This is a genomic window from Glycomyces sp. NPDC046736, from assembly GCF_040645615.1.
Lineage (GTDB): Bacteria > Actinomycetota > Actinomycetes > Mycobacteriales > Micromonosporaceae > Glycomyces.
This window is the reverse complement of sequence record NZ_JBEYYO010000019.1, coordinates 1-20,596: the sequence shown is the minus strand read 5'-3', so window position 1 is coordinate 20,596 and position 20,596 is coordinate 1. Positions and strand designations below refer to the sequence as shown.

General features: G+C 71.9%; 27 protein-coding genes. 19 read left to right on the top strand and 8 right to left on the bottom strand.

Translation table 11 applies throughout. From position 1 onward, the window contains the following. Positions 1–18: 18 nt before the first annotated feature. The 9 genes from AB0B28_RS17960 to AB0B28_RS17920 all read left to right on the top strand — a co-directional run bounded on the left by AB0B28_RS17960 (position 19) and on the right by AB0B28_RS17920 (position 5,101). On the top strand, positions 19–522 hold the full coding sequence (locus tag AB0B28_RS17960) for an AAA family ATPase (protein WP_360122344.1): 504 nt from the start codon (positions 19–21) through the stop codon (positions 520–522). Continuing rightward, positions 519–914 (top strand): arsenate reductase ArsC, encoded by a 396-nt coding sequence (locus tag AB0B28_RS17955; protein ID WP_360122341.1) that lies wholly within the window; start codon positions 519–521, stop codon positions 912–914. Before AB0B28_RS17960 ends, AB0B28_RS17955 begins: the two co-directional genes overlap by 4 nt. 136 nt (positions 915–1,050) lie before the next feature. Next, a complete protein-coding gene (crcB, locus tag AB0B28_RS17950; protein WP_360122338.1) occupies positions 1,051–1,530 on the top strand; it encodes a fluoride efflux transporter CrcB in 480 nt (159 codons plus the stop codon). After that, positions 1,527–1,901 (top strand): fluoride efflux transporter CrcB, encoded by a 375-nt coding sequence (crcB, locus tag AB0B28_RS17945; RefSeq protein ID WP_360122335.1) that lies wholly within the window; start codon positions 1,527–1,529, stop codon positions 1,899–1,901. Before crcB (AB0B28_RS17950) ends, crcB (AB0B28_RS17945) begins: the two co-directional genes overlap by 4 nt. 111 nt (positions 1,902–2,012) lie before the next feature. Beyond that, a complete protein-coding gene (locus AB0B28_RS17940) occupies positions 2,013–2,339 on the top strand; it encodes a hypothetical protein (RefSeq protein WP_360122332.1) in 327 nt (108 codons plus the stop codon). Between the two features lie 12 nt (positions 2,340–2,351). After that, positions 2,352–3,314, top strand: a complete 963-nt coding sequence (locus AB0B28_RS17935; RefSeq protein ID WP_360122329.1) for a hypothetical protein — start codon at positions 2,352–2,354, stop codon at positions 3,312–3,314. Then, entirely contained in the window at positions 3,311–4,351 is a 1,041-nt protein-coding gene (locus tag AB0B28_RS17930) for a hypothetical protein (protein ID WP_360122327.1), read from the top strand. Before AB0B28_RS17935 ends, AB0B28_RS17930 begins: the two co-directional genes overlap by 4 nt. 34 nt (positions 4,352–4,385) lie before the next feature. Beyond that, a complete protein-coding gene (locus AB0B28_RS17925) occupies positions 4,386–4,706 on the top strand; it encodes a YbaB/EbfC family nucleoid-associated protein (protein ID WP_360122324.1) in 321 nt (106 codons plus the stop codon). After that, complete coding sequence (locus AB0B28_RS17920) at positions 4,706–5,101, top strand: YbaB/EbfC family nucleoid-associated protein (protein WP_360122321.1); 396 nt, start codon at positions 4,706–4,708, stop codon at positions 5,099–5,101. Before AB0B28_RS17925 ends, AB0B28_RS17920 begins: the two co-directional genes overlap by 1 nt. On the opposite strand, the gene AB0B28_RS17915 is transcribed toward AB0B28_RS17920, so the two are convergent. Both AB0B28_RS17915 and AB0B28_RS17910 read right to left on the bottom strand, forming a co-directional pair. Beyond that, positions 5,098–5,526: a hypothetical protein gene (locus AB0B28_RS17915; RefSeq protein WP_360122318.1), complete on the bottom strand. Its 429-nt coding sequence runs from the start codon at positions 5,524–5,526 to the stop codon at positions 5,098–5,100. The two genes, AB0B28_RS17920 and AB0B28_RS17915, sit on opposite strands and share 4 nt — an antisense overlap. A gap of 75 nt (positions 5,527–5,601) precedes the next feature. Then, positions 5,602–5,913: a metalloregulator ArsR/SmtB family transcription factor gene (locus tag AB0B28_RS17910; protein ID WP_360122315.1), complete on the bottom strand. Its 312-nt coding sequence runs from the start codon at positions 5,911–5,913 to the stop codon at positions 5,602–5,604. A gap of 93 nt (positions 5,914–6,006) precedes the next feature. Here AB0B28_RS17910 and AB0B28_RS17905 point away from each other — a divergent pair, with 93 nt between their 5' ends. Together AB0B28_RS17905 and AB0B28_RS17900 are read left to right on the top strand one after the other, a co-directional pair. Further along, the gene (locus tag AB0B28_RS17905) at positions 6,007–6,699 is read left to right on the top strand and encodes an alpha/beta fold hydrolase (RefSeq protein WP_360122312.1); all 693 of its coding nucleotides are present in this window, start codon (positions 6,007–6,009) and stop codon (positions 6,697–6,699) included. Continuing rightward, positions 6,696–8,081 carry an MFS transporter gene (locus AB0B28_RS17900; RefSeq protein ID WP_360122309.1) on the top strand — a complete coding sequence of 462 codons (1,386 nt, stop codon included), beginning with the start codon at positions 6,696–6,698 and terminating at the stop codon, positions 8,079–8,081. The genes AB0B28_RS17905 and AB0B28_RS17900 overlap by 4 nt, the downstream gene beginning before the upstream one ends. An 11-nt stretch (positions 8,082–8,092) precedes the next feature. Here AB0B28_RS17900 and AB0B28_RS17895 read toward each other — a convergent pair whose 3' ends face one another. Continuing rightward, the gene (locus tag AB0B28_RS17895; protein ID WP_360122306.1) at positions 8,093–8,983 is read right to left on the bottom strand and encodes an alpha/beta hydrolase; all 891 of its coding nucleotides are present in this window, start codon (positions 8,981–8,983) and stop codon (positions 8,093–8,095) included. 80 nt (positions 8,984–9,063) lie between these two features. Between AB0B28_RS17895 and AB0B28_RS17890 the strand changes: the two genes are divergently transcribed. From AB0B28_RS17890 to AB0B28_RS17865, 6 genes are all read left to right on the top strand, one after another. Further along, positions 9,064–9,735 (top strand): helix-turn-helix domain-containing protein, encoded by a 672-nt coding sequence (locus tag AB0B28_RS17890; protein ID WP_360122303.1) that lies wholly within the window; start codon positions 9,064–9,066, stop codon positions 9,733–9,735. A 154-nt stretch (positions 9,736–9,889) separates the two neighbouring features. Next, entirely contained in the window at positions 9,890–10,723 is an 834-nt protein-coding gene (locus AB0B28_RS17885; RefSeq protein ID WP_360122300.1) for a CPBP family intramembrane glutamic endopeptidase, read from the top strand. Further along, complete coding sequence (locus AB0B28_RS17880) at positions 10,720–11,874, top strand: histidine kinase (RefSeq protein ID WP_360122297.1); 1,155 nt, start codon at positions 10,720–10,722, stop codon at positions 11,872–11,874. Before AB0B28_RS17885 ends, AB0B28_RS17880 begins: the two co-directional genes overlap by 4 nt. Positions 11,875–11,906: 32 nt before the next feature. After that, entirely contained in the window at positions 11,907–12,524 is a 618-nt protein-coding gene (locus AB0B28_RS17875) for a response regulator transcription factor (protein WP_360122628.1), read from the top strand. Positions 12,525–12,624: 100 nt separating this feature from the next. Next, complete coding sequence (locus tag AB0B28_RS17870; protein ID WP_360122294.1) at positions 12,625–13,137, top strand: SigE family RNA polymerase sigma factor; 513 nt, start codon at positions 12,625–12,627, stop codon at positions 13,135–13,137. Between the two features lie 11 nt (positions 13,138–13,148). Continuing rightward, on the top strand, positions 13,149–14,633 hold the full coding sequence (locus tag AB0B28_RS17865) for a hypothetical protein (RefSeq protein WP_360122291.1): 1,485 nt from the start codon (positions 13,149–13,151) through the stop codon (positions 14,631–14,633). 226 nt (positions 14,634–14,859) lie between these two features. On the opposite strand, the gene AB0B28_RS17860 is transcribed toward AB0B28_RS17865, so the two are convergent. The 4 genes from AB0B28_RS17860 to AB0B28_RS17845 all read right to left on the bottom strand — a co-directional run bounded on the left by AB0B28_RS17860 (position 14,860) and on the right by AB0B28_RS17845 (position 18,248). Continuing rightward, positions 14,860–15,621 (bottom strand): NAD(P)-binding domain-containing protein, encoded by a 762-nt coding sequence (locus AB0B28_RS17860; RefSeq protein ID WP_360122288.1) that lies wholly within the window; start codon positions 15,619–15,621, stop codon positions 14,860–14,862. A gap of 98 nt (positions 15,622–15,719) precedes the next feature. Further along, entirely contained in the window at positions 15,720–16,199 is a 480-nt protein-coding gene (locus AB0B28_RS17855) for an RDD family protein (protein ID WP_360122285.1), read from the bottom strand. A 35-nt stretch (positions 16,200–16,234) separates the two neighbouring features. After that, the gene (locus tag AB0B28_RS17850) at positions 16,235–17,812 is read right to left on the bottom strand and encodes a multicopper oxidase domain-containing protein (RefSeq protein ID WP_360122282.1); all 1,578 of its coding nucleotides are present in this window, start codon (positions 17,810–17,812) and stop codon (positions 16,235–16,237) included. Continuing rightward, positions 17,805–18,248 (bottom strand): hypothetical protein, encoded by a 444-nt coding sequence (locus tag AB0B28_RS17845; RefSeq protein WP_360122279.1) that lies wholly within the window; start codon positions 18,246–18,248, stop codon positions 17,805–17,807. Before AB0B28_RS17845 ends, AB0B28_RS17850 begins: the two co-directional genes overlap by 8 nt. A gap of 84 nt (positions 18,249–18,332) precedes the next feature. Here AB0B28_RS17845 and AB0B28_RS17840 point away from each other — a divergent pair, with 84 nt between their 5' ends. Together AB0B28_RS17840 and AB0B28_RS17835 are read left to right on the top strand one after the other, a co-directional pair. Continuing rightward, positions 18,333–19,214 (top strand): LysR family transcriptional regulator, encoded by an 882-nt coding sequence (locus tag AB0B28_RS17840; protein WP_360122276.1) that lies wholly within the window; start codon positions 18,333–18,335, stop codon positions 19,212–19,214. Next, positions 19,204–19,797: a GrpB family protein gene (locus AB0B28_RS17835; RefSeq protein ID WP_360122273.1), complete on the top strand. Its 594-nt coding sequence runs from the start codon at positions 19,204–19,206 to the stop codon at positions 19,795–19,797. Before AB0B28_RS17840 ends, AB0B28_RS17835 begins: the two co-directional genes overlap by 11 nt. On the opposite strand, the gene AB0B28_RS17830 is transcribed toward AB0B28_RS17835, so the two are convergent. Then, complete coding sequence (locus AB0B28_RS17830; RefSeq protein ID WP_360122270.1) at positions 19,767–20,423, bottom strand: response regulator transcription factor; 657 nt, start codon at positions 20,421–20,423, stop codon at positions 19,767–19,769. The two genes, AB0B28_RS17835 and AB0B28_RS17830, sit on opposite strands and share 31 nt — an antisense overlap. Positions 20,424–20,596 lie beyond the last annotated feature (173 nt).

The window sequence follows — 20,596 nt, the reverse complement described above, 5'->3', positions numbered from 1 at the left end:
CCTTGCTACGGTGCCCCGATGATGCGAGTGCTGATCACCGGGGTGTCCGGGGTGGGGAAGTCCGCGGTCGTCGGGGCGCTGACGGCCCGCGGGCTCCGCGCGGTCGACACCGACTACGGCGGCTTCTGCGCCCCGGGCCCCGACGTCGACCCGCCGACGCAGGTCGCGCAGCCGGGCTGGGTGTGGCACGAGGCCCGGATGCGCGCGCTCCTCGACACCGCGGGCGAGGAGCCGCTGTTCGTGAGCGGGTGCGCCCCGAACCAGGGCCGGTTCTACCCCGACTTCGATCGCGTCGTCCTGCTCAGCGCCGCACCGGAAGTGGTCCGGCGGCGGCTGCTCGGCCGCACCGGGAACCCGTACGGCAAGGGGCCGGGCGAACTCGAACAGGCCCTGCGCGACCAGGCCGAGGTCGAGCCGCTGCTGCGCAACGGCGCGACGTTGGAGATCGACACCGACGCCCCGCTCGCGGCCGTGGTCGATCGCCTCCTCGACCACGCGCACACTCCAGAAGGGACACCATGAAACCGTCAGTGCTGTTCGTCTGCGTCCACAACGCGGGCCGGTCGCAGATGGCCGCCGCGTGGCTCGCGCACCTCTCCGAGGACCGGATCGAGGTCCGCTCGGCCGGGTCGGCTCCGGCCGTCGGCGTCCACCCGGTCGTGATCGCGGCCATGAAAGAGGTCGGCATCGACATCGCCGGGCAGGTGCCGAAGGTCCTCACCTACGAGGCCGTCGAAGCCTCCGACGTGTGCGTGACGATGGGCTGCGGCGACGCGTGCCCGGTCTTCCCCGGCAAGCGCTACCTCGACTGGAGCCTCGACGACCCGGCCGGGCAGGGCATCGAGGCCGTGCGCGTCATCCGCGACCAGATCAGGGCCCGCGTCGAACGGCTCGTCGGCGAACTGCTGCCCTGATACGGTGGTCGGGATCGGCCTCGAGGGGCCGCGCGGTGGTGGGGCCCACCGGATCCGAACCGCGGCGCGAGCCGCCAACGGTCCCTGCTTGTGAACGAACGCGCCCGCGGGCGCCGCACGAGTAGGAGCAGCACCCATGGCCGGTCCCCCCGAAGAGCTTCGCGAACCGCTCGACTCCGACGTCGACCTCACCGTGCCCGCGCAGCGGCGCGAACTCGAACACCACCATCTGGCGGTGCTCGGCGCGGTCGCCCTCGGCGGCGCGATCGGCGCGGCGGCCCGGTACGCGGCCGCGGTCGCCTGGCCGACCGCGGACGGCACGTTCCCGGCGACCACCATGGTCGTGAACATCGCGGGCTGCGCGCTGATCGGGGTGCTCATGGTCGTCGTCACCGAGAAGCAGGTCCATCCGCTGACCCGGCCGTTCCTGGGGACGGGCGTGCTCGGCGGGTTCACCACGTTCTCGACGTACGTCCTGGACATCGAGGTCCTGCTCAAAGCCGGAGAGGCGGCCACCGCCGTCGCCTACCTCGCGCTCACGCTCGTCGCCGCGCTGGCCGCGGTGTGGACCGCGACCTGGGCCACCCGGCGGCTGATCGAGAGGAGGCGGCCGTGACCTGGGTGCTCGTCATCGTCGGCGGCGCTGCCGGAGCGTGCCTGCGCTACCTGACCGACCGCGCGGTCCAGGCCCGCAACACCACCATGTTCCCCTGGGGCACGTTCTGCGCCAACATGATCGGCTGCCTCGTCCTGGGCCTCCTGGCCGGGGCGACCGCGGCCGGAGCCGCCCCCGACCCCGTCCAAACCCTGGTCGGCACCGGTCTGTGCGGGGCGCTGACGACCTACTCGACGTTCTCCTACGAGACGATGCGCCTGGCCCAGAGCGGCGCGCGCTTCCTCGCCGCGGCGAACGCCTTGGCGTCCATAGCCGCAGGTCTGGGCGCACTGGTCCTGGGCCTGACCTTCGCCGAGATCATGTGGAGATGAGCCGAGGTCGCGGATTCGGCGTTGCCGAAGGTTCCTATGATCATGAAACGGTGCCGATCGCACCGGATCCAGGATTGGAGACCTCCCTTGGTAGTCCAGGACATCGAAGCGATGGACAATTCACGCGATCGCATGTATTCGCTGGCCGACGACGCGAACACCCTCAAAGAGGCCGCGGCCGACGCCGACCCTGAGTTCGGGACCTGGGGGCCGTTCCTCGGCGCGCTGGTCGGGATCGCGTACAGCAGTTTCGTGAGCTGGCAGGTGAACTCGCTCATGGAGGACGTGCCGGCCGCCATCGAGGCGCACGGCATCCGGCTCGACGCGTGCGCCCGCGCCTACCAGGAGACCGACGACGACATCGCCGCCCAGATGGAGATCGTCCAAAGCTCCCTGGACGAAGTGGCCGCGGCCGTCCAACAGGCGCAGATCTGCTAGCGGAGGACTGACATGAGCGACGAACTCGACTACGCCAACGCCGACTACGACATGGACCAGGCTCTGGGCGACCAGCCCGACACCGACTTCCTGTCCGTGAACTCCGTCGAAGACGGCTTGAGCATGACCGCGGTCGGCGCGGCCAACAACCTCCAGACGGCCCTGAGCCAGGACGACCCCAACATCGAGATGGCCGCGGCCGCTGCCGCCGAGCTCGGGATGCAGGCCGTCGGCTGGTTCACCGACCCGATCGGGGCCCTGGTCAGCAACGGCCTCGACTTCCTCATCGCGGTCATCCAGCCCTTGGAGGACATGCTCGGTTTCGTGACGGGCAACCCCGACCGTCTCCAGAACGCGATCGAGCGCTGGAGCAACATCCAGCAGGCCTGCTTCTCGCTGGCCCAGGAGGTGCAGCACGTCGCGGACGCCGGGCTCGGCGAGTGGGACGACGAGGCCTCGGTGATCGCCAAGCAGCGCATCAGCGAACTGGCCGACGCGATCGGCGGCATCGGCGTCAAGTCCGGCACCTGCCAGCACTGGCTCGGCGTGGCCCAGCTGCTCGCGCAGACGCTCCAGGAGGTCATCAAGTCGATCATCTCCAACTTCATCTCGCAGCTGATCATGACGTGGCTGGCGGCGATCGCGGCCGCCGCGGTGACCTTCGGCGCCTCCACCGCCGCCGCCGGGACCTGGACGGCCATGATGTCGGCGCGGAACATCGCGCAGGGCACCAAGACCATGAAGGCCGGCATGAACATCTCGAAGATGCTCATGGAAGCGGTCCGGAACATCAGCACCGACCTCGCCAAGCCCGGCAAGATCCTCGACGCGGTCAAGAACGTCACCGCGATCGCGACCGCGACCGCGAACAACCAGACCAACCGCACCCAGACCAACCACTCGAACGCGAGCGACGGCGGCGCCGACTACAGCGGCCAGGACTACGACTCCATCTCCGGCGCGATCCACTCGTGAGCCGCTTCAAGGTCCGGGCCGAGGGCTGGGAGGCCCGCGCGCATCCGCTCGCCCAGCACCGGGTGTTCGCGGGCGGGGCGGCGCACCCGGGCCCGGACCGGAGCGTCCTGCGTCTGCGGCTGGGCAAGGTCGGCGAAGGTCGCCCTAGCAGCAACAGCAGCAAACCCGACACCTGGGTCCACCCGGGCACGCCCGTGGTGCTCGTGGACGGGACGCCCTGCGTGCAGGGTTACGGCGCCATTGACGTCGAGCTGCCGCTCGGACCCCACGACGTCGAGGTCCAGGCGGGCGGCTCGAGGGGCTGGTGGCGGGTCGAGTCCGCTCCGAACGCGGTGACCGAGCTCGACTTCGTGAACGACCTGTACCAGGACCGCGCCTCCGGCCGTCGCTGGTACTTCGGCCCTGCGGTCAAGCGCCACTCCAGGCGCCTCATGCGCTCGTCTCGGCACGATCAGCCGTGGCTGCCGTTGGCGACCGATCCGCCGCTGGAGGTGGCCGCGTCGCTCGCGCCGATGGGTCCTTCGCGCCCGGAGGTCCCGGCCGGGTTCGGGCTGCTCGTGCTCGATCTGCGCTGGGAGTTCGTGTGGCAGCGACTGGCCCATCCCGAGGGGACCGGGCAGGCCCAGATGCGGCACTACGGCGAGCCGCAGCCGTCGAAGCACCGGCCCTGGCTGGAGGCGCCGACGCTGGTCGTCGACGACGTCGAGGTCGAGGCCCGCTGGGCGCGGCTGTGCGTCCCGGTCCGGCCCGGAGCGCACGTGGTCGACCTGGCCGTCCCCGACGGCTCCTCCGCCGACCACGGGTTCGCCACGCTCCAGGAGACCGTCGAGGTCGCGGCCGGTCGGATCCAGCGCTCCACCGTCACCGCCGAGGTCGTGCAGGTCCACGACGGCGAGGACTACCGGCTCTACGTGATGGAGCTGAGCTGCGAGTCCCACCGCCCGGCCAAGGCGCTCCCGGCCTACCCGGACAAGCGCCCGCCGCTGCGCCGCATGGACGGCGAGGACCGCCCGCACCGGGCCTACAGCATCGCCTGACGTCCGCGAGCGGTCATCGGATACCGTTCGGTCCATGGACCAACAGCGGAGTTTCCCCGACATGGGTTTCATGAAGAACCTGGTCGAGCAGGCCGAGGCCGAAGCGGTCTCCGAGGCCGGCATGGTGCGCATCGTGGCCGGGCCCGGCGGCCAGGTCAAGGAGATCGATCTGCGCAACAACGCGTTCGAGCTCAGCGGCGTGGAACTGGGCGAGGTGATCGTCGCGACCATGCGGGACGCGCACGGCAAGCTCCAGCGCGAGCTCGCCGAGACCGTGAGCCGGGCGACCGGGCTCAAGGCCAAACCCGAATCCTTCGGCGGCGGACTGTCGCCGGTGACCGGCGAGGAGCGATGATGAGCGACGGACACGTGCCCGACCTGGAAGAGATGCTCTCCCGCCTCGACCAGATGCAACGCGACGCCGAGGCGACCCTCGCGAAGTTCGAGGAGCTCCACGCCGACATGGACGAGGTCGAGGCGGTCTCCGAGGACGGCTACATCACCGTCCGCCTCAACGCCGACGGCCAGGTCGTGCACATCGGCATCGCCGAGCAGGCCATGCGCGCCCGCCAGACCCTCGGCAACGCGATCCTCGCGGTCGTGGCAGAGGCCAACGCCGCGTACGGGGTCCAGATGGCCGAGATGGCCCAGGCGCTGGGCGGCAGTGGCGTCGACATCCAGGCCATGGTCGAGCGCTACATGCCCGAAGACGTGCGCGAGAGGGCCAACCGCACGCTCGGCCGCGACTAACCGACGACCTCGTGGCCTGAGGTTCGGGTGTGGCTGTCGGGGGCGGTGGCGCATTCCCAGCATTCGTAGCGGGTGCATTCGACGCAGATCGAGGTGTTCTCGAGGCGGTTGCTCGCGCCGCAGCGGCAGGAGACGCGCAGGCGCAGGCGCTCTTCCCAGCCGTCGCTGCCGCCGATGGCCGCGAGGGACTTCTCGATGAGTTCGCGCATCTCCGGGGCGTCGGCCGCGGGTGAGCGGTGTTCGCCCTTGGCCGCGAAGGGCGCGAAGCGAGTCGGGTCGCCGTGCTTGAGGAACCAGCAGTACAACAGGTCGAAGGCCGGGCCGGTCACGAGGTCGTCGGAGACGCGGCGACGCTCGATGACCCGCTCCAGGCGCTGGGCGAACGGGATCGACAGGTCGTAGACGATCGCGTCGACACTGCTCATGGGGCCCTCGCTTCCACGCGCCGAAAAGGCGGCGAACCGCCGCAGCTCCGATTCTAGGCACGCCCGAGGGCCCGATCAGGCGGTGCTCCGCACCGATCCGAGGATGCTCGGGAGGATGCCGGGGTAGCGGTCCTCGATCTCGGCCAGGCGCAGTTCGTTGCGCCTGCGGCTGCCTTCCTGGGTGACGCGGATGATGCCGGCCTCGCGCAGGACCTTGAGGTGGTGCGAGAGCGTGGACATGCTCACCGGGACGTCGAAGCCGCCGCACACCACGCCGCCGGCGGCGCTGAGCTGGCCGACGATCTGGAGTCGCACCGGATCGGCCAGGGCGTTGAGCACAGTGGCGAGGTCGAGCGAGGCGACGTCCGGGTGATGGAGTGAGCGCACCCGGCGAGCCTAACACCATTTCGAGTATTTGACGATGATCGAAATCTGTCCTAATGTTTTCGATCATCGTCGAAATATCGAAGGAGTGGTCCGATGGCCTTGCACGTCAACGAATGGGGCGCCGGCGACCGCGTCGCGGTCCTGATCCACGGGCTCTCGACCAGTTCGCGGTCATGGTCGCGACTGGCGCCCGAACTCGCCCGGCGCGGCTACCGCGTGCTGGCCCCCGACCTCGCCGGGCACGGGAAGAGCCCGCGCGGCGCCTACAGCCGCGAGGCCTGGGCCGACGACCTGGCCGCGAGCCTGCCCGGGGGCCCAGAGCTCGCGATCGGGCACTCGCTGGGCGCGGTGCTGCTCGCGATGCTCGCCGAACGCCTCGCCCCGGGCCGGGCGGTCTACCTCGATCCGGCCTGGTATCCGTGGCAGGGCATCGGATACGGCGCGGCGCAGGAGGGCATCCGCTCGCTGAAGGACCTGACGACCGACGAACTCGCGCTCATCCATTCAGGATGGTCCGAAGAGGAAATCAAATCGCGGCGAGCCGAACTCGACGACTGGGACCCCGAGACGACCCGCATGCGCTACCTGGAGACCGCGTACGTGCCGGTGTACCCGGTGGTCCCCTCCCTGATCCTGCGCGCCGACGGCAGCGAGCTCGTGCCCGCGCCGCTGGCCGACCACTTCACCGACGTGGGCTTCAAGGTGCGCACCGTTCCCGGCACCGGCCACTTCGTCCACAATGACGACCTCGCTGGAACCCTTGCGGCCCTGGAAGGCTGGGTGTGACCGGTCCGAGCCGCGCGGCGGTCGCCGTGGCGCTCGCGGCGACCTTCGCGCAGCTGCTCGACCTCACCATGGTCAGCGTCGCCGTGCCCCACCTGCGCGCGGACCTCGACGCGGGCGCGGGAGCCGGGCAGCTGGTGATCGCCGGGTACACCCTCGCGTACGCCTGTACACTCGCCACCGCCGCGCGCCTGGGCGACCGGTACGGCTACCGGCGGCTGCTCCGCGTCGGCCTCGCCCTGTTCGCCCTCGCGGCAGCCTGGTGCGCGATCGCGGACGAGCCGGTCGCGTTCATCGCCGGCCGCGTCCTCCAAGGCGTCGCCAGCGGACTCATGGCCCCGCAAGTGCTCTCGGTCATCCAGATCAGCGTGCCGCGGGAGCGGCGCCACCGCGCCATGGCGTACTTCGCCGCCGCGATGGGCCTCGCCTCGCTCATCGGCCCGATCCTCGGCGGCCTGCTCATCACCGCCGACCCGTGGGACCTCGGGCGGCGGCTGATCTTCGGCGTCGACATCGCCGTCGCCGGGGCCGCACTCGTCGCCGCCCGGATGCTTCCTCGAACGCGTGGAGCGAACCAGCGGATCGACCACTTTGGAGCGGTACTCGCCATGAGCGGACTCGCGCTCCTGCTGGCACCGCTCACCCTCGGACGCGACAGCGGTTGGCCCCCTTGGACGTTCGCCTCGATCTTCCTCGGCGTCTCGGTCCTGACGGTCTTCGCCGCGACCCAGCGGCGCACGGCCGCGCCGCTGCTGCACCCCGACGTGTGGCGGCACCGCTCGACCAGGGCCGGGATCGGCCTGGTCCTGGTCTTCAACGCGGGCGTGCCCTCGTTCTCCTACCTGCTGTTCGTCCACCTCCAGACCGGCGCGGGCCACTCGGCCCTGGGCGCGGGCCTGGCGGCGAGCCCGTTCGCGGCCGCGGCGATCCTCGGCTCCCACCTGGGAAGGCGCCGCGACCTCGGACCCGCCGCACTCACCTCGGCGGCTGCCGTCATGGGCCTGTCGATGGCCGCGCTGGCGCTGTCGACCTGGTTCGATCTGCCACTGTGGACGCATCTGCCGTGGTTCGCCGCGGCCGGGGCCGGGTTCGGGGTCTTCACCGCCTCGGCGTTCACGTTGGTGCTCAGCCGGATCGACCCCGCGGCGGTCGGCTCGGTCTCCGGCCTGCTCCCGACCGCGCAGCAGCTCGGCGGCACGATCGGCGTCACCGCCGCCGGACTCGTCCACGCTTCGGTCCTCACCGACCCGAACCGGGCGATGAGCGCGGCGCTGGTCTACGAGGCGGCGGTGTTCGGTCTGGCCGCGGCCCTGGCCTGGAGGCTGGGGCGAACGCGCCCAACGGGCGTCCCGCGAGCGAGACGCCGGGCTGAAGCGACGCGCTGAAGGCTTGCGACTCAACCGATTCCCGAACTCGCCCGGTCGGCCACAGCGCGGATCTCGTCGGCATACTTCGGCCAGACGCCGCGGGGGAGGTCGTGGCCTACGCCCGGGGTGATGACGAGGCGGGCGCCGGGAATGGCGGCGGCGATTTGGCGGGCGGCCGAGAGACGCAGGAGCTGGTCGGCGTCGCCGTGGAGGACCACGGCGGGGACGCGGAGTCCTGCGAGAGCGCCGCCGCTCCAGTGGGCGCCGAGCTGGCGGCCCATCGGGCCGTTGTCGCGGATCGGGCTCGCTTCGTCCTTCTCGATGCGGGACAAGGCCTCCGCCTCGTCGAAGGGGTAGCCGGGCGAGGCGAGGGCGCGCGAGACCGCCAGCGCCATCGCCACATCGCCTTGGGGAGTGTCGGGGAAGCTGAGGCGGGCCATCTTCGCGACGGTGCCGAATCGGATGTGGCGCAGCAGTTGCAGGCGGGTCGCGTCGCTGGAGACCGCGGCCGAGGTGGCGATGCTGCGGACGCGGGATGGGTGGCGCAGGGCGATGCGCTGGACGTTCAGGCCGCCGTTCGAGTGGCCGAACAGGTGCGCGCCGTCCCAGCCCATGGCGTCCATGACCGCGGCGGCGTCGTCGGCCACGTCCTCGCCGGTGTAGGCGGGGACGCGGCGGCCGAACAAGGCGGTCACGGGGGCGGCCTTGGCGGTCGGGAAGTGCGTGGACTGGCCCGCGTCGCGGTTGTCGTAGGCGGCCACGTGGAAGCCGCGCCCGATGAGCTCGTCGGCGAACCCGCGCGGCCACCAGTGGCGGGTCACGGCCGAGCCCATGACGAGGAGGAGCGGGTCGCCGCCGGTGCCGCCTAGGTCTTCGTAGGCGATGGCGACCGGGCCGTTGTGGGCGTAGCTGGTGGTCATGGCGGCTCCTCCGAGTTTGCGAACGTTGTTCTCGAACTATAGCGTTCGAGTACAGTGTTCGCGAACATCGAGGAGGCGAGATGACCGACGAGCCGATCTGGCTGCGGCCCGAACGCGCCGCCACCGGCCGCCCGGCCGAGCGCAGCCGCGCCGAGATCACCGCCGCGGCCCTGGCCGTCGCCGACCGCGGCGGGCCCGACGCGGTGTCGATGCGCGGCGTGGCCGAGGAGCTCGGCACCGGCCCGGCCTCCCTGTACCGCTACGTGACCGGCCGCGACGACCTCCTCGACCTCATGGTCGACGCGACCGCCGCCGAGTACCGGCTCGCCGCGCCCACCGGCGACGCGGCGCTCGACCTCGCCGACCTCGCCGAGCAGGCGCTCGCGATCATGCTGCGCCACCCGTGGCTGCCCGAACTCGTGCTCACCCGCCCGGTGCTCGGCCCCGGCACGGTCGCCGTGCTCGACCACGTCCTCCTCATCCTCGACGGTTACCCTGGCCCGGCCAAACTGGAGGTGTTCGCGCTGCTCAACGCCATCACCGCCACGTTCGCGCTGGGCGAGATCGCCGCTTCGAAGCGCGCCGGGCACGCCGCGGCGTATCTGGCGTACGTCGCGGCCTCGGGCGAGCGGCCCCGCGTCACCGAACTCATGGCCGAGCTCGCCGAGACCGACGCGGGCGGGCGCCGCCGCGAGCGGCTGCGGGAGCTCATCGGCAATCTCGTCGATTCGCTGCCGACCTCGGCGCAGTAGCGGCCGGACTCGAGCGAACGCGACCGCCGGCGCCGGTTCGTCCCCCGTGCGAGCTACGGGCGGGTGTCCACCTGAAGGTGATGGCGCGCAGCGGTTCGGCCCGTAGCGTTCGGGTCGGTCGCAAACGGTTGCGGCTCTGGGGAAAGGAGTCTCGATGAGACTGGTCTGGCAGTTGCTGGCGGTGGGGGCGGTCGCGTACGCGGGGGGCGGCACGCTCCAGGCGTTGGACGCGAGCCCATGGGTCGTCCTGGTGGTCGGGTTGGCCACGGCCGCGGTCTCGGTGCCGGTGTACCGATGGGTCGTGGGCCGGACCGAGCGCCGCCCGGTGGTCGAGCTCGGCCGCGAGAGGGCGGTGGCCCGCCTCGGGTGGGGATCGCTGCTGGGCATCGCGATGTTCGGCTTCGTGATCGCGAACATCGCGCTCCTGGGCCACTACGACGTAGCGGGCATCGGGTCGCCCACGGGCGCGGTCGGACTGCTGGGGTTCATGGCCGCCGCCGCGGTGACCGAGGAGCTGCTGTTCCGCGGCGTGCTGCTGCGGATCCTCGAAGGCTGGTGGGGGACTTGGCTTTCGCTGATCTCGACGAGTCTGCTGTTCGGCCTCGCTCACCTGGCCAACCCGAACGCGACCCTGTTGGGCGCGATCGCGATCGCGATCGAGGCCGGGGGGATGCTCGGCGCCGCGTATATCGCCACCAGGAACCTGTGGCTGCCGATCGGCCTGCACTTCGGATGGAACCTCGCCGCCTCGGCGATCTTCAGCACCGAGGTCTCCGGCAACGACACGGCGCAGGGGCTCTTGGACGCCGCGACCAGCGGCCCGATGCTCGTGACCGGCGGCGATTTCGGCCCCGAGGGCAGCGTGTACGCGGTGTTCGCGGGCCTCGCACTGACGGTGGTGTTCCTGTGGGTGGCGAAGCGGCGCGGAAACCTGGTGCCGATGCGACGGGCCGACCGGGCCGAGGCCGCCGCTAGACTGCCGCAGTGAAGGATCTTCGGCCGATCCCCCGGTCGTGGCGGCGGCTCGACGTCGCCGTCCGCGACCTCCTCCTCGGTCTGCTCCTCGCCGCCCTGTCGTTCCTGCCGGCCCTGCGCGGCCATGAGACGCAGGTCGGCGACCTCCCTCCGCGCCCCTTCGACGCGGTCGCGGCCCTCGCGCTCGTCCTTTTGTGCCTGCCGATCGCCCTGCGGCGCCGCATGCCCGCGACGAGCCTCGCGCTCGTCTCGCTCGGGTTCGCCGTCGCCTCGCTCGGGCAGTACCACCTGGGGGCGAGCACCGCGCTGCCGATCGCGGTGCTGAGCGCGGGGGTGCACCTGGAGCGGCTGCGACGCACGGCGATCGCCGTCCTCACTGCGTCCTATGTGGGCCTCGCCTTCGGCCTGGCGCGACTGGGCTCGACCGAGGGCCTCGAAGGGTTCGCCACGTTCTATCTCCTGCTCGCGGTGATCTGGGGCATCGGCGCCCGGGTGCGAGCGGGCCGGATCGCCGAGGCCGGGCGCAGGGAGGCCCTCGCCGCGACCACTCGCGCGGCCGAACGGGCCCGCATCGCAAGGGAACTGCACGACGTGGTGACCCACCATGTGACGGCGATGGTCGTGCAAGCCGAGGCCGCACGGTACCTGACCGCCGCCCCCGACCGCCTCGATCGGGCGCTCGCGGCGGTGGGCGAGACCGGGCGAAAGGCCACGACCGACCTGCGGCACCTGCTCGACCTGCTCGATGCGGGCGAGGACTCCGGACCCGAGGCGCGCTCCCCGCTCGCGGGCAGGTTCCTCACGCTCGTGGAGCAGGCCCGCCGGTCCGGGCAGCCGGTGGCGTTCGTCCAGGAGGGGGAGCCGTCCCCGACGGGCGGCAGCGCCGACCTGGTGGCCTACCGGGTCGTGCAGGAGGCGTTGACCAACGCGCTCAAGCACGCCCGCGGCGCCGACACCTCCGTACTGGTGCGACACGGTACGACCGCGATCACCGTCGACGTCGCCACCGCGAGCGCGGTGCCCAGGGAACAGGAGACCGGCGGCGGCCGGGGCCTGGCCGGACTGCGCGAACGCGTCGACCTCTTGGGCGGCGAGTTCAGCGCGGGCCCCGAGAACGGCGGTTTCGCCGTGCGGGCCCGCGTCCCCGCCCAGGGCGCGTCGTGAAGCCGATCCGGGTCCTGGTGTGCGACGACCAGATGCTCGTGCGCACCGGCCTGGTCACGATCATCGACGCGCAGTCCGACCTGGAGGTGGTGGGCGAGTGCGGGGACGGGCGAAGCGCGGTCGACCTGGCCGCGCGCACGAGCCCGGACGTGGTGGTGATGGACGTGCGGATGCCGGTGCTCGACGGCATCGAGGCCACCCGCAGGCTCGCCGGGGCCGCGGTGGCGCACCCGGTCAAGGTCCTCGTGGTGACCACGTTCAACCTCGACGAGTACGTGTACGAGGCGCTTCGCGCGGGCGCGAGCGGGTTCCTGCTCAAGGACGCGCCGCCCGCCCAACTGCTGCAAGGGATCCGGACCGTCGCCTCGGGTTCGGCGCTGCTCGACCCGATCGTGACGCGCCGCCTCGTGGGCCGCTACGCCGCGCGCATCCGCCCCGAGGGCGGCCCGCAGGACCTGCCGCTGACGCCGCGTGAACTGGAGGTCCTGCGCCTCATCGCCGAGGGCCTGTCCAACCGCGAGATCGCCGCGGCCCTGTTCATCAGCCAGGAGACCGTCAAGACGTTCGTGTCGCGCATCCTCGCCAAACTCGGCCTGCGCGACCGGGTCCAGGCGGTCGTCTACGCCTACCGCCAAGGACTGGTCACCTAGCGGGACGGGCCCGCTCGGATCGCGTCGCACATTCTTGCCAACCTCCGGGCGCCGCGCGGAGTATTCACTGGGCAAGGCCCCACACCCGGAGGGAGGACCAGTGACGCCGACCCAGCAGCAGGAGGCCGAGTTCGAGTCGTTCGCGCTCGCGCAGCGCTCGGCGCTGCGCCGCTACGCGTACTACCTGAGCGGGGACTGGAGCGAGGCCGACGACATCGTGCAGAAGGCGCTCGCGAAGCTGTTCGCGGCGTGGAACCGGATCGAGCCGACGGGCGCGGGGGCGTACGCGCGGCGCGTGGTCACGAACGTGTTCTTCTCCCACCGGCGCCTGGCGTGGGTGCGCAAGGAGCGCACCGCCGAGCGCCTGCCCGAGACGGCGATCGAGCGGCCGCAGGAGGAGGTCGACCTGCGGTTGTCCGTGGGTGCGGCGATGGAGCGGCTCACTCCGAGGGAGCGGGCCACGCTGGTGCTGCGGTTCTGGGAGCAGCTGTCGGTGGCCGATACCGCCGCGGCCTTGGGCTGCTCGGCGGGCACCGTGAAGAGCCAGACCGCAAGGGGCCTGGGCAAACTGCGCCGCGAACTGGCCGAACCCCCTTTGGTGCGGGCGCGATGAGAGGAGGACCTGTGGATCACGACCCCGGAGCGGTGTTCACGAAGGCGCGGCCCGACGACGACGAGCCGCCTTCGAAACTCGACGTCAAGCAGGCGATGCGCGAGGGCTACCGCGCCCGGCGCCAGAGGCGCGCCCTCGTGGGCGGCGCGGCCACCGCGGGCGTCGCCGCCGTCGCGGCGGTGCTCGCCCTGTCGCTGACCGGTCTCCCCGGGACCGGCGAAGGCCCTCCGGCCGGGCAGGACTTCGGTTTCGACCCGGCCCATGCGGGCTATCCATATGCGCCGCAGGAGGAATGGGCCGTGCCGCAGCCGGAGTTGGACGCGGCCGCTCGGGAGGCGTTCGGGGAGCTGGCGGTCGAAGGGGGCTTCCTCGACGCGGGAGCGCTCGACTACGAGCTGCCTTCCGACGACGAGGTCACCGAGATGATGGCGAGCAGCGGCCGCGGATACTACGAGGCGCTCACCGAGCTCGGCTACGTCAACCTGGCCTTGCATTTCGAGCCGTGGAGCGTGCCGGGCAACGGCGTCGGGGTGCACCTTCGCGGCTACACGGCCTCCGACGGCGACGAGGAGGCCGAGCGGTCCGCGTTCACCCTCACCGCGCTCCAGCCCGGCGGGTGGACGGTCGAGCCGGGGCCGGTCGGGGACGCGCAGTTCCCGCAGCACCTCCTCGACGACGGTCCTTCATGGACCGATGAGGCACCGGAGTTCACCTCCGAGGACTCAGGCGACGGCCGCACGGTGATGATCGCCGACCACGGCTGCGCACTGGAGGCGGCGGTGGTCTACCCGAACGGCTCGGCGTTGCGATCGTCATGGGACCTCGACTGCGAAGGGCAGGGCCGCGAGCTCAGCGTCGTGGACTTGCGGGCGGCGATGCTCGCGATGCCCGAGACCGATTACGACACAGGTGAACTCGCTGCGCCGGAGTCCGCGCTGCCGCCCGGATGGGCGTTCGACGAGGAGTGGCCCGCGGAGGTCGAGGCGGAGCTCGGGGCCAGCGTCACGGGCGTCACCGACGCGGTCGAGGCGGCCGTGCCCGGGGCCGAGCTGGCGTCGGCCAATGCGGTCCAGCTCCAGTTCGGCGGCGCGCAGACCGTGCGACGCCAGTATTCGACCAGGTACGAGCTGCCATATATCGACGCGAACGCCGTCGCGGTGAACCTCAGCATCCGCTATGTCCTGCCAGGCGGGTGGACCGAGGGCCTGCCCGCCGAGGACGAGAGCGGCGACGCGTACCTGCTCTCATGCGGCGCCGACAAGCCAGACGTGTGCGAGACGACCGAAGTGGACGGCCGCACCGTCGCCACCCGAGTGTTCGACCTGGGGGACAACGAGGCCCGCTGGGTGGTGGTGTTCGACCCGGCCGGTTGGGCGGTGGCCGTGGAAACCTCTCACGCCGGCCCGATCGAGGGGTGGGACCTGGAAGCGCTTGTGTCCCTTGCCGTCTCGCTGCCAGCGCCGGTCTACGACCCGGCCGCGTACGAGATCGATTGACGCGTCGGCGGGCCCGGGCTGGGCCCGCCGATGTGTCGGCGCAGGTCGTCGGTCCCGGGCCGAGTCCTCGACGCGTCTCAGCGCGGGTCGGCAGCCCGGGCCAGGTCAACCGATGCGTCTCAGCGCAGGTCGACAGGCCCGCCGACACGTCCACGGCGGGCCCGTTCGGCCCGCCGACTCGTGTCAGCGCAGGTCAACAGACCCGGGCCGAGTCCGCCGACTCGTGTCAGCGCAGGTCGTCGAGCAGGCCCGAGAGGGCCCGTTTGAGCGCTTCGGCGTTCGCCTCGTCGAACCAGGTGGTGCGGATGCGCTCGTTGTTGCCGCCGGGGGTCTCGTGGTCGGCGGCCAGGCGCGCGAGCGAACGCGTGCCGTCGCCGAGCGAGCGGCCCACATCTCCGAATGCGCCCCGCACGTACCGTTCGGCGTCGGCGGGGTCGATGCCCTGCTCGGCGACCCAGGACGCGAGCGTCGCGAGGTAGGCGTAATGCGTGGTCAGGGTCCCGGTCACGGCCGAGTAGACGTCGAAGTCGGCTTCGGCGGCCACCGGGAGGACCCCGCCGAGCCGCTCGAAGACCGCGTTCCCCACCGGGTGCGACGGGTAGGCCAGGGTGAGGCACTGGCGTTCGCGCACCGAAGGGAGCGGGATCGCGCGCACCAGGTCGACGTCGTCGCCGACGATGCCGCGAAGGTCCTCATTGGACACACCGGACATCACGTTGATCACCGTTGCGCCCGAAGCGAACCTCACGCCTTCGAGGGCTTCACGGCGGTCGGGTTTGCGCATCGCGGCGAACACGATGTCGGCGTTGCCTGCGACCTCCTGGTTGCTCGCGCAGACCCGCACGTTCGGGAAGCGGGCCGCCAGCTCGGCGGCCGCGGCGGCGCCGCGCGGCGAGAGGAACACCTCCGCCGGGTCGTCCCCTCCGGCGAGGCCTTCCGCGAGGGCGCGGCCGATCTCGCCGACGCCGATGATCCCTATGCGCTGCACTGTGTCCGCCTCCAGGTCACGGCCCGCACCCGCGGCGGACCCCGCAGCGACGATACCGGGTGGGGTGGGCGAACCCGCGCCCTCTGCGAGTCCAAGCCCTAGGTTCGGGGCGTGAGCGGGTAGCCGTTGACCTGGACGTCTCGGGTGCGCCGCACGTCGATGCTCACGTGCGGGGGCGTGCCGGGGATGATGCCGCCGCCGGCGATCGCGGCGACGAGGACGAGCGGGAACAGGATGGTCCGCGTGAGCATCGCCCACGGGCCGCGGGCGCCCAGGCGGCGGCCGTCCCGCTGGCGCACCAGGCGGGTGCCGGTCCACAGCCCGCCGAAACAGCGCCCGCCGCCGAACCACAGGCCGTACACCAGCGGCGTCACGAACAGCAGGACCAGCACGCCGATCGCGAGCGCGCCGTCGGCGAGCGCCATCGCGTCCCCGATCCCGAGGAAGACCACGGCACCGATCGCGAACAGGACCAGGAAGGCCAGGAAGTCGACCAGCCACGCGAACAGGGCCGCCCAGCCGCCCGCGGGCACGAACGGGGTCCCGTCGCCGAAGGTCAGGACGCGATGATTCGACATGTCCGGAACCTTATCCCCTGCCGCAGGCCGCGGCCTCAGACGATTTCGAGGTTCGCCATCATGCCCATGTCCTCGTGTTCGGCGTTGTGGCAGTGGAACAGGTAGCGGCCGCGGTAGCCCTCGAAGCGGGTGATGATCTCGGCCGACTCGCCCGGGCGCAGGGACACGGTGTCCTTCAGGCCCGCGTCGTGCGGCAGCGGGTCGCCGCCGCCGCGGGAGAGGATCCGGAAGCCGACGAGGTGCAGGTGGACGGGGTGGTGGACGTCGGCCACGAGCCGCCACACCTCGACGTCGCCGAGGCGGGCCGTGACGTCGGTGCGGGCGGGGTCGAACGGGAGGCCGTCGACGAGCCAGCCGTGGCGCCCGTCGTCCATGCGCCCGGACCGGAACGCGAGGTCGCGGACCTGGGCCGCTTCCGAACGATCCCAGGAAGGGAGGTCGTCGGCGAGGGTCTGGGGGATCGGTGCTCGCTGGCCGGGCCGCACCGCTTTGAACCGCATCACCTCGGCGGTGCGGCCGGTGCCGAGCCGGTTCACCAGGCGCACTCCGGATCCGAGCGGGACCTCGCCGAAGTCGAGGAGCAGGTCGTAGCGTTCGGCGGGCGCGACGGGGAGGCGCTGGTGCTCCACCGGGGCGGCGAGGAGGCCCTGGTCGGCGCCGATCTGGACGAGTGGGAGCGTCCGGCCCTCGTCGGTGACCGCTTCGAACTCGTAGTGCCTGGCGTTGGAGCCGTTGAGCAGTCGCAGGCGGTAGATGCCGGTGTCGACCTCGTGTTCGGGCCAGGGCGCGCCGTTGACGAGGACGACGTCGCCGAGCACGCCCGCGACGTAGGGCTCCTCGACGCCGTGCTCACCGGTCAGGGTCGGGTCGAGCGCGGGGTAGGCGAGCTGGCCTTCGGCGTCGAAGGCGCGGTCGGCGACCATGAGCGGCAGCTCGTGGTCGCCGCCGGGCAGGTCGAGGGCGTCCTCGACGTCGTCGCGCACGAAGTGCATGCCCGCCAGGCCTTTCCAGATCGCCGGGGCGGTGAAGTCCATGCGGTGGTCGTGGTACCAGAGCATCGCCGCGCGCTGGTCGAGCGGGAACCCGTACTCGCGCGACGCGTTCGTGACCTGGGCGCGGTCGTCGGCCATGTGGTGGCCATCGTGGCCGGTCCAGCCTTCGGGGAGCACGAGGTCGGTCGGGTAGCCGTCGGAGGCGGCCGGGGTGCGGCCGCCGTGGAGGTGGACCACGGTGGGGACCGGCAGCTCGTTGCGGTGGGCCACGGTGACGGGGCGGCCGCGCCGCGATTCGATGGTGGGGCCGGGGAAGACGCCGTCGTAGGTCCACAGTCGAGTCGTGAAGCCGGGGAGGATCTCGGCTTCGGCTTCGCGCTGGATGAGCTCGTAGCGCTCCCCGTCCGGTGTGGACTGGATCGGGGCCAGAACCGGCGGGATCGGCAGCGGGACCGAGAACGCCTGGGGCAGTGGCACTTCGCTGCGCAGCACCTCGCCGGTCTCGGCGGGGCGGCGGGCCCATCCGGTCGACAGCGCCAGGCCTCCGGCGGCCACGAAGCCGATCCCGGCGCCGATGCCGAGCATCCGGCGCCTCGTCACCGGCAGGTTCACGTCAGGCATCGGCTCGGACCTCCTTGCGGCGGCGGGGAAGCGGGCGCGCCCAAGCGGCCGCGAACACCGCGGCGATGCCCGCGACCAGGGACACGCCCAGCGGGAAGTGCAGCCACAGCGCGCCTTCCATCCCCGCGAGGTACTGCGCGGTCGCGCCGAGGGTGAGCGCGAGCGAGGCCCAGAACGGCCAGGCGCGGCGCACCCGGATCCAGACCGCTGCGGCCACTGCGATCTGCGCGAGTCCGATGTACGACACCAGGTCGGCGCCGATCACATGCCATGCGAGGCCGTCGAAGTCGCCGCTGAGGTACACCCCGGCGAACACCGGCTGCGCGAAGCCCGCGACGAGGTGGGCGGTGACCAGGCCCCGGAGGACCCAGCCGCTGGCGTCCGTCCCTGGCTGGGGCGGGGCGTCCGGTTCGGCGAGCGCCGATCGTCGATTCATGAAGCCCACGTTATGACTTCGCGGTTAATCCGACAAAGACCAATATCGCTATGCTGTTATAACCGAGCCGTCATGAGGAGCCCCGTGGAACTGCATTCGCTGCGCCAATTCCTCGCCGTGGCGCGCCTGGAGCACCTGAGCCGGGCCGCCGAGGAGCTGCGTGTGGCCCAGCCTTCGCTGAGCCGCACCATCGCCCGGCTTGAGGCCGAACTGGGCGCGCCGCTGTTCGACCGCTCGGGTCGGTTGCAGCTCAACGACACCGGACGGGTCTTCCGCGATCATGTGGAGCGCGCGCTCGGGGAGCTGGAGGCGGGCCGCCGGGCCGTGGCCGTGGCGGCTTCGGGCGGGGTGGGCAGCGTGCGGCTCGCGTCCGAGACGTTCCTGCCGCTGACCGGGCCTTTGGCCGCGTTCAAGGCCGCGCATCCCGAGGTCGAGGTCCTGCTGCGCCAGTTGGCACCCGCCGAGATGCGCCGGGCGCTCGACGCTCAGGAGGTCGACCTGTGCCTGGCCTCGCAGCCGGTCGGCACCGCGAGCTCGGCGCAGGCCGTGGTCCGCGTCGAACCCGTGTGGCTCGCGACCCCGCCCGACCACCGCTACGCGGGCGCGGACCGAATATCCATTGAGGACCTCGCTGACGAGCCGTTCGTGATCACCCGGCCCGGGCAGTGGCAGCGCAGGCTCCTGGACATGCTCTTCGCCGACCACGGCCTCGAACCGCGCGTCACGTGCGAGACCGACGAACCGGCCGCCACGTTCTCGCTGGTCGCCGCCGGTCTCGGCCTGAGCCTGTTCCCCGCGGGAGCCCGCGACACGTTCCCCGAGCAGGGCGTGGCCTGGGCAGGCATCGACCACCCCCGCTGCATCCGTACCTTGAGCCTCCACTGGACCGACGACGCCCGCCTGCCCGCCGCCGCGCGCCTCATGCGTTCGCACATCACGGAATGGACCTGGAACGATGGCAGATGAGCCCCCAGTCTGGGCGCACGAACGGGCAGAGGTGCGCCCTCATGATCCTCAATGGACGATTCGTGCCGCGAGCGAGCGTGAACGGCTGAGCGAACTGCTCGGTCCGTGGCTGACCGCCGACCTCGAACACGTCGGCTCCACCGCGATCCCCGGCCTCGCCGCCAAACCGATCATCGACCTGGCGGCAAGCGTCACGGGTCTCGACGCGGTCACCGCCGCGGCGATGGAAGGCCTTGCGGCGGAAGGCTGGTGCCACGTCCCGCCGAGTCTCGACGGCCGGCCCTGGCGGCGCTTCTTCGTCAAACCGGACGCCTCCGGACGCCATCGCGCAGCCCACCTGCATCTCATCGAAGCCGGACACCCGCGCTGGAGCGAACAGATCGCGTTCCGAGACGCACTCCGCGCCGATCCCGCACTCGCCCGCGACTACGAGCACCTGAAACGCCGCCTGTCGGCCCGGCACGGCGACGACAGGGAGACGTACACCGAGGGCAAGGCCGCTTTCATCGCGGCAGCGCTGCGGCCGCAGCCCTGGGTCCGAGGCGATGGCGGTCAGCGGCGGTCTATCAGGCCCGCTTCGTAGGCGAGGATCGCGGCTTGGACTCGGTTTTCGGCGTTCAAGCGGGTGAGGATGGCGCTCACGTGGGCTTTGACGGTGCCGGTGGAGATGTGGAGGCGGGCGGCGATGTCGAGGTTCGAGCGGCCTTCGCCGAGGAGGGTGAGCACGTCCCTTTCGCGGGGTGTGAGGGCGTCGATCTGTTTGCGCGCCGGGACGGCGCGGGCCAGGGTCTCGGGGCCGAGTTTCGCGATGAGCCGGTGGGCGATGCGCGGCGAGAGGTAGGCCGCGCCGTCGGCGACGGCGCGCACGCCGATGATGAGTTCGCGCGGGTCGGCGGCCTTGAGGAGGAACCCGTTCACGCCCTCGCCGAGCGCTCGGGCCACGTATTCGTCCTCGTCGAAGGTGGTGAGCATCGCGACGGCGGTGTCGGGCGCGACGCGGCGCAGCTCGGCGGCGGCCGCGAGGCCGTCCAGGCGGGGCATGCGAATGTCGAGGAGCGCGACGTCGGGGCGGTGCGCCCGGGCGAGCTCGATGGCCTCGGCGCCGTCGCCGGCTTCGGCGACGACCTCGATGCCGGTGTCGGTGGCGAGGATCGCGGCGACCCCGGCGCGGATCATCGCCTCGTCGTCGGCCAGCAGCACTCGGATCATTCGGTCCCCTTGAGGTCGTGCCCCGGTGGGGCGGTTGCGATGGTCGGCCGGGGCTCGCGGAGCCACCTGCGCCGGGCCCCTCGAGGGGGCGATTGTGAATTCAGCTCTTCTTCCTCCGGGGGCCCGGGCGGGGGGGGGGCGGGGCGGGTGGCGGGGGGCCCGGGGGGGGGGGC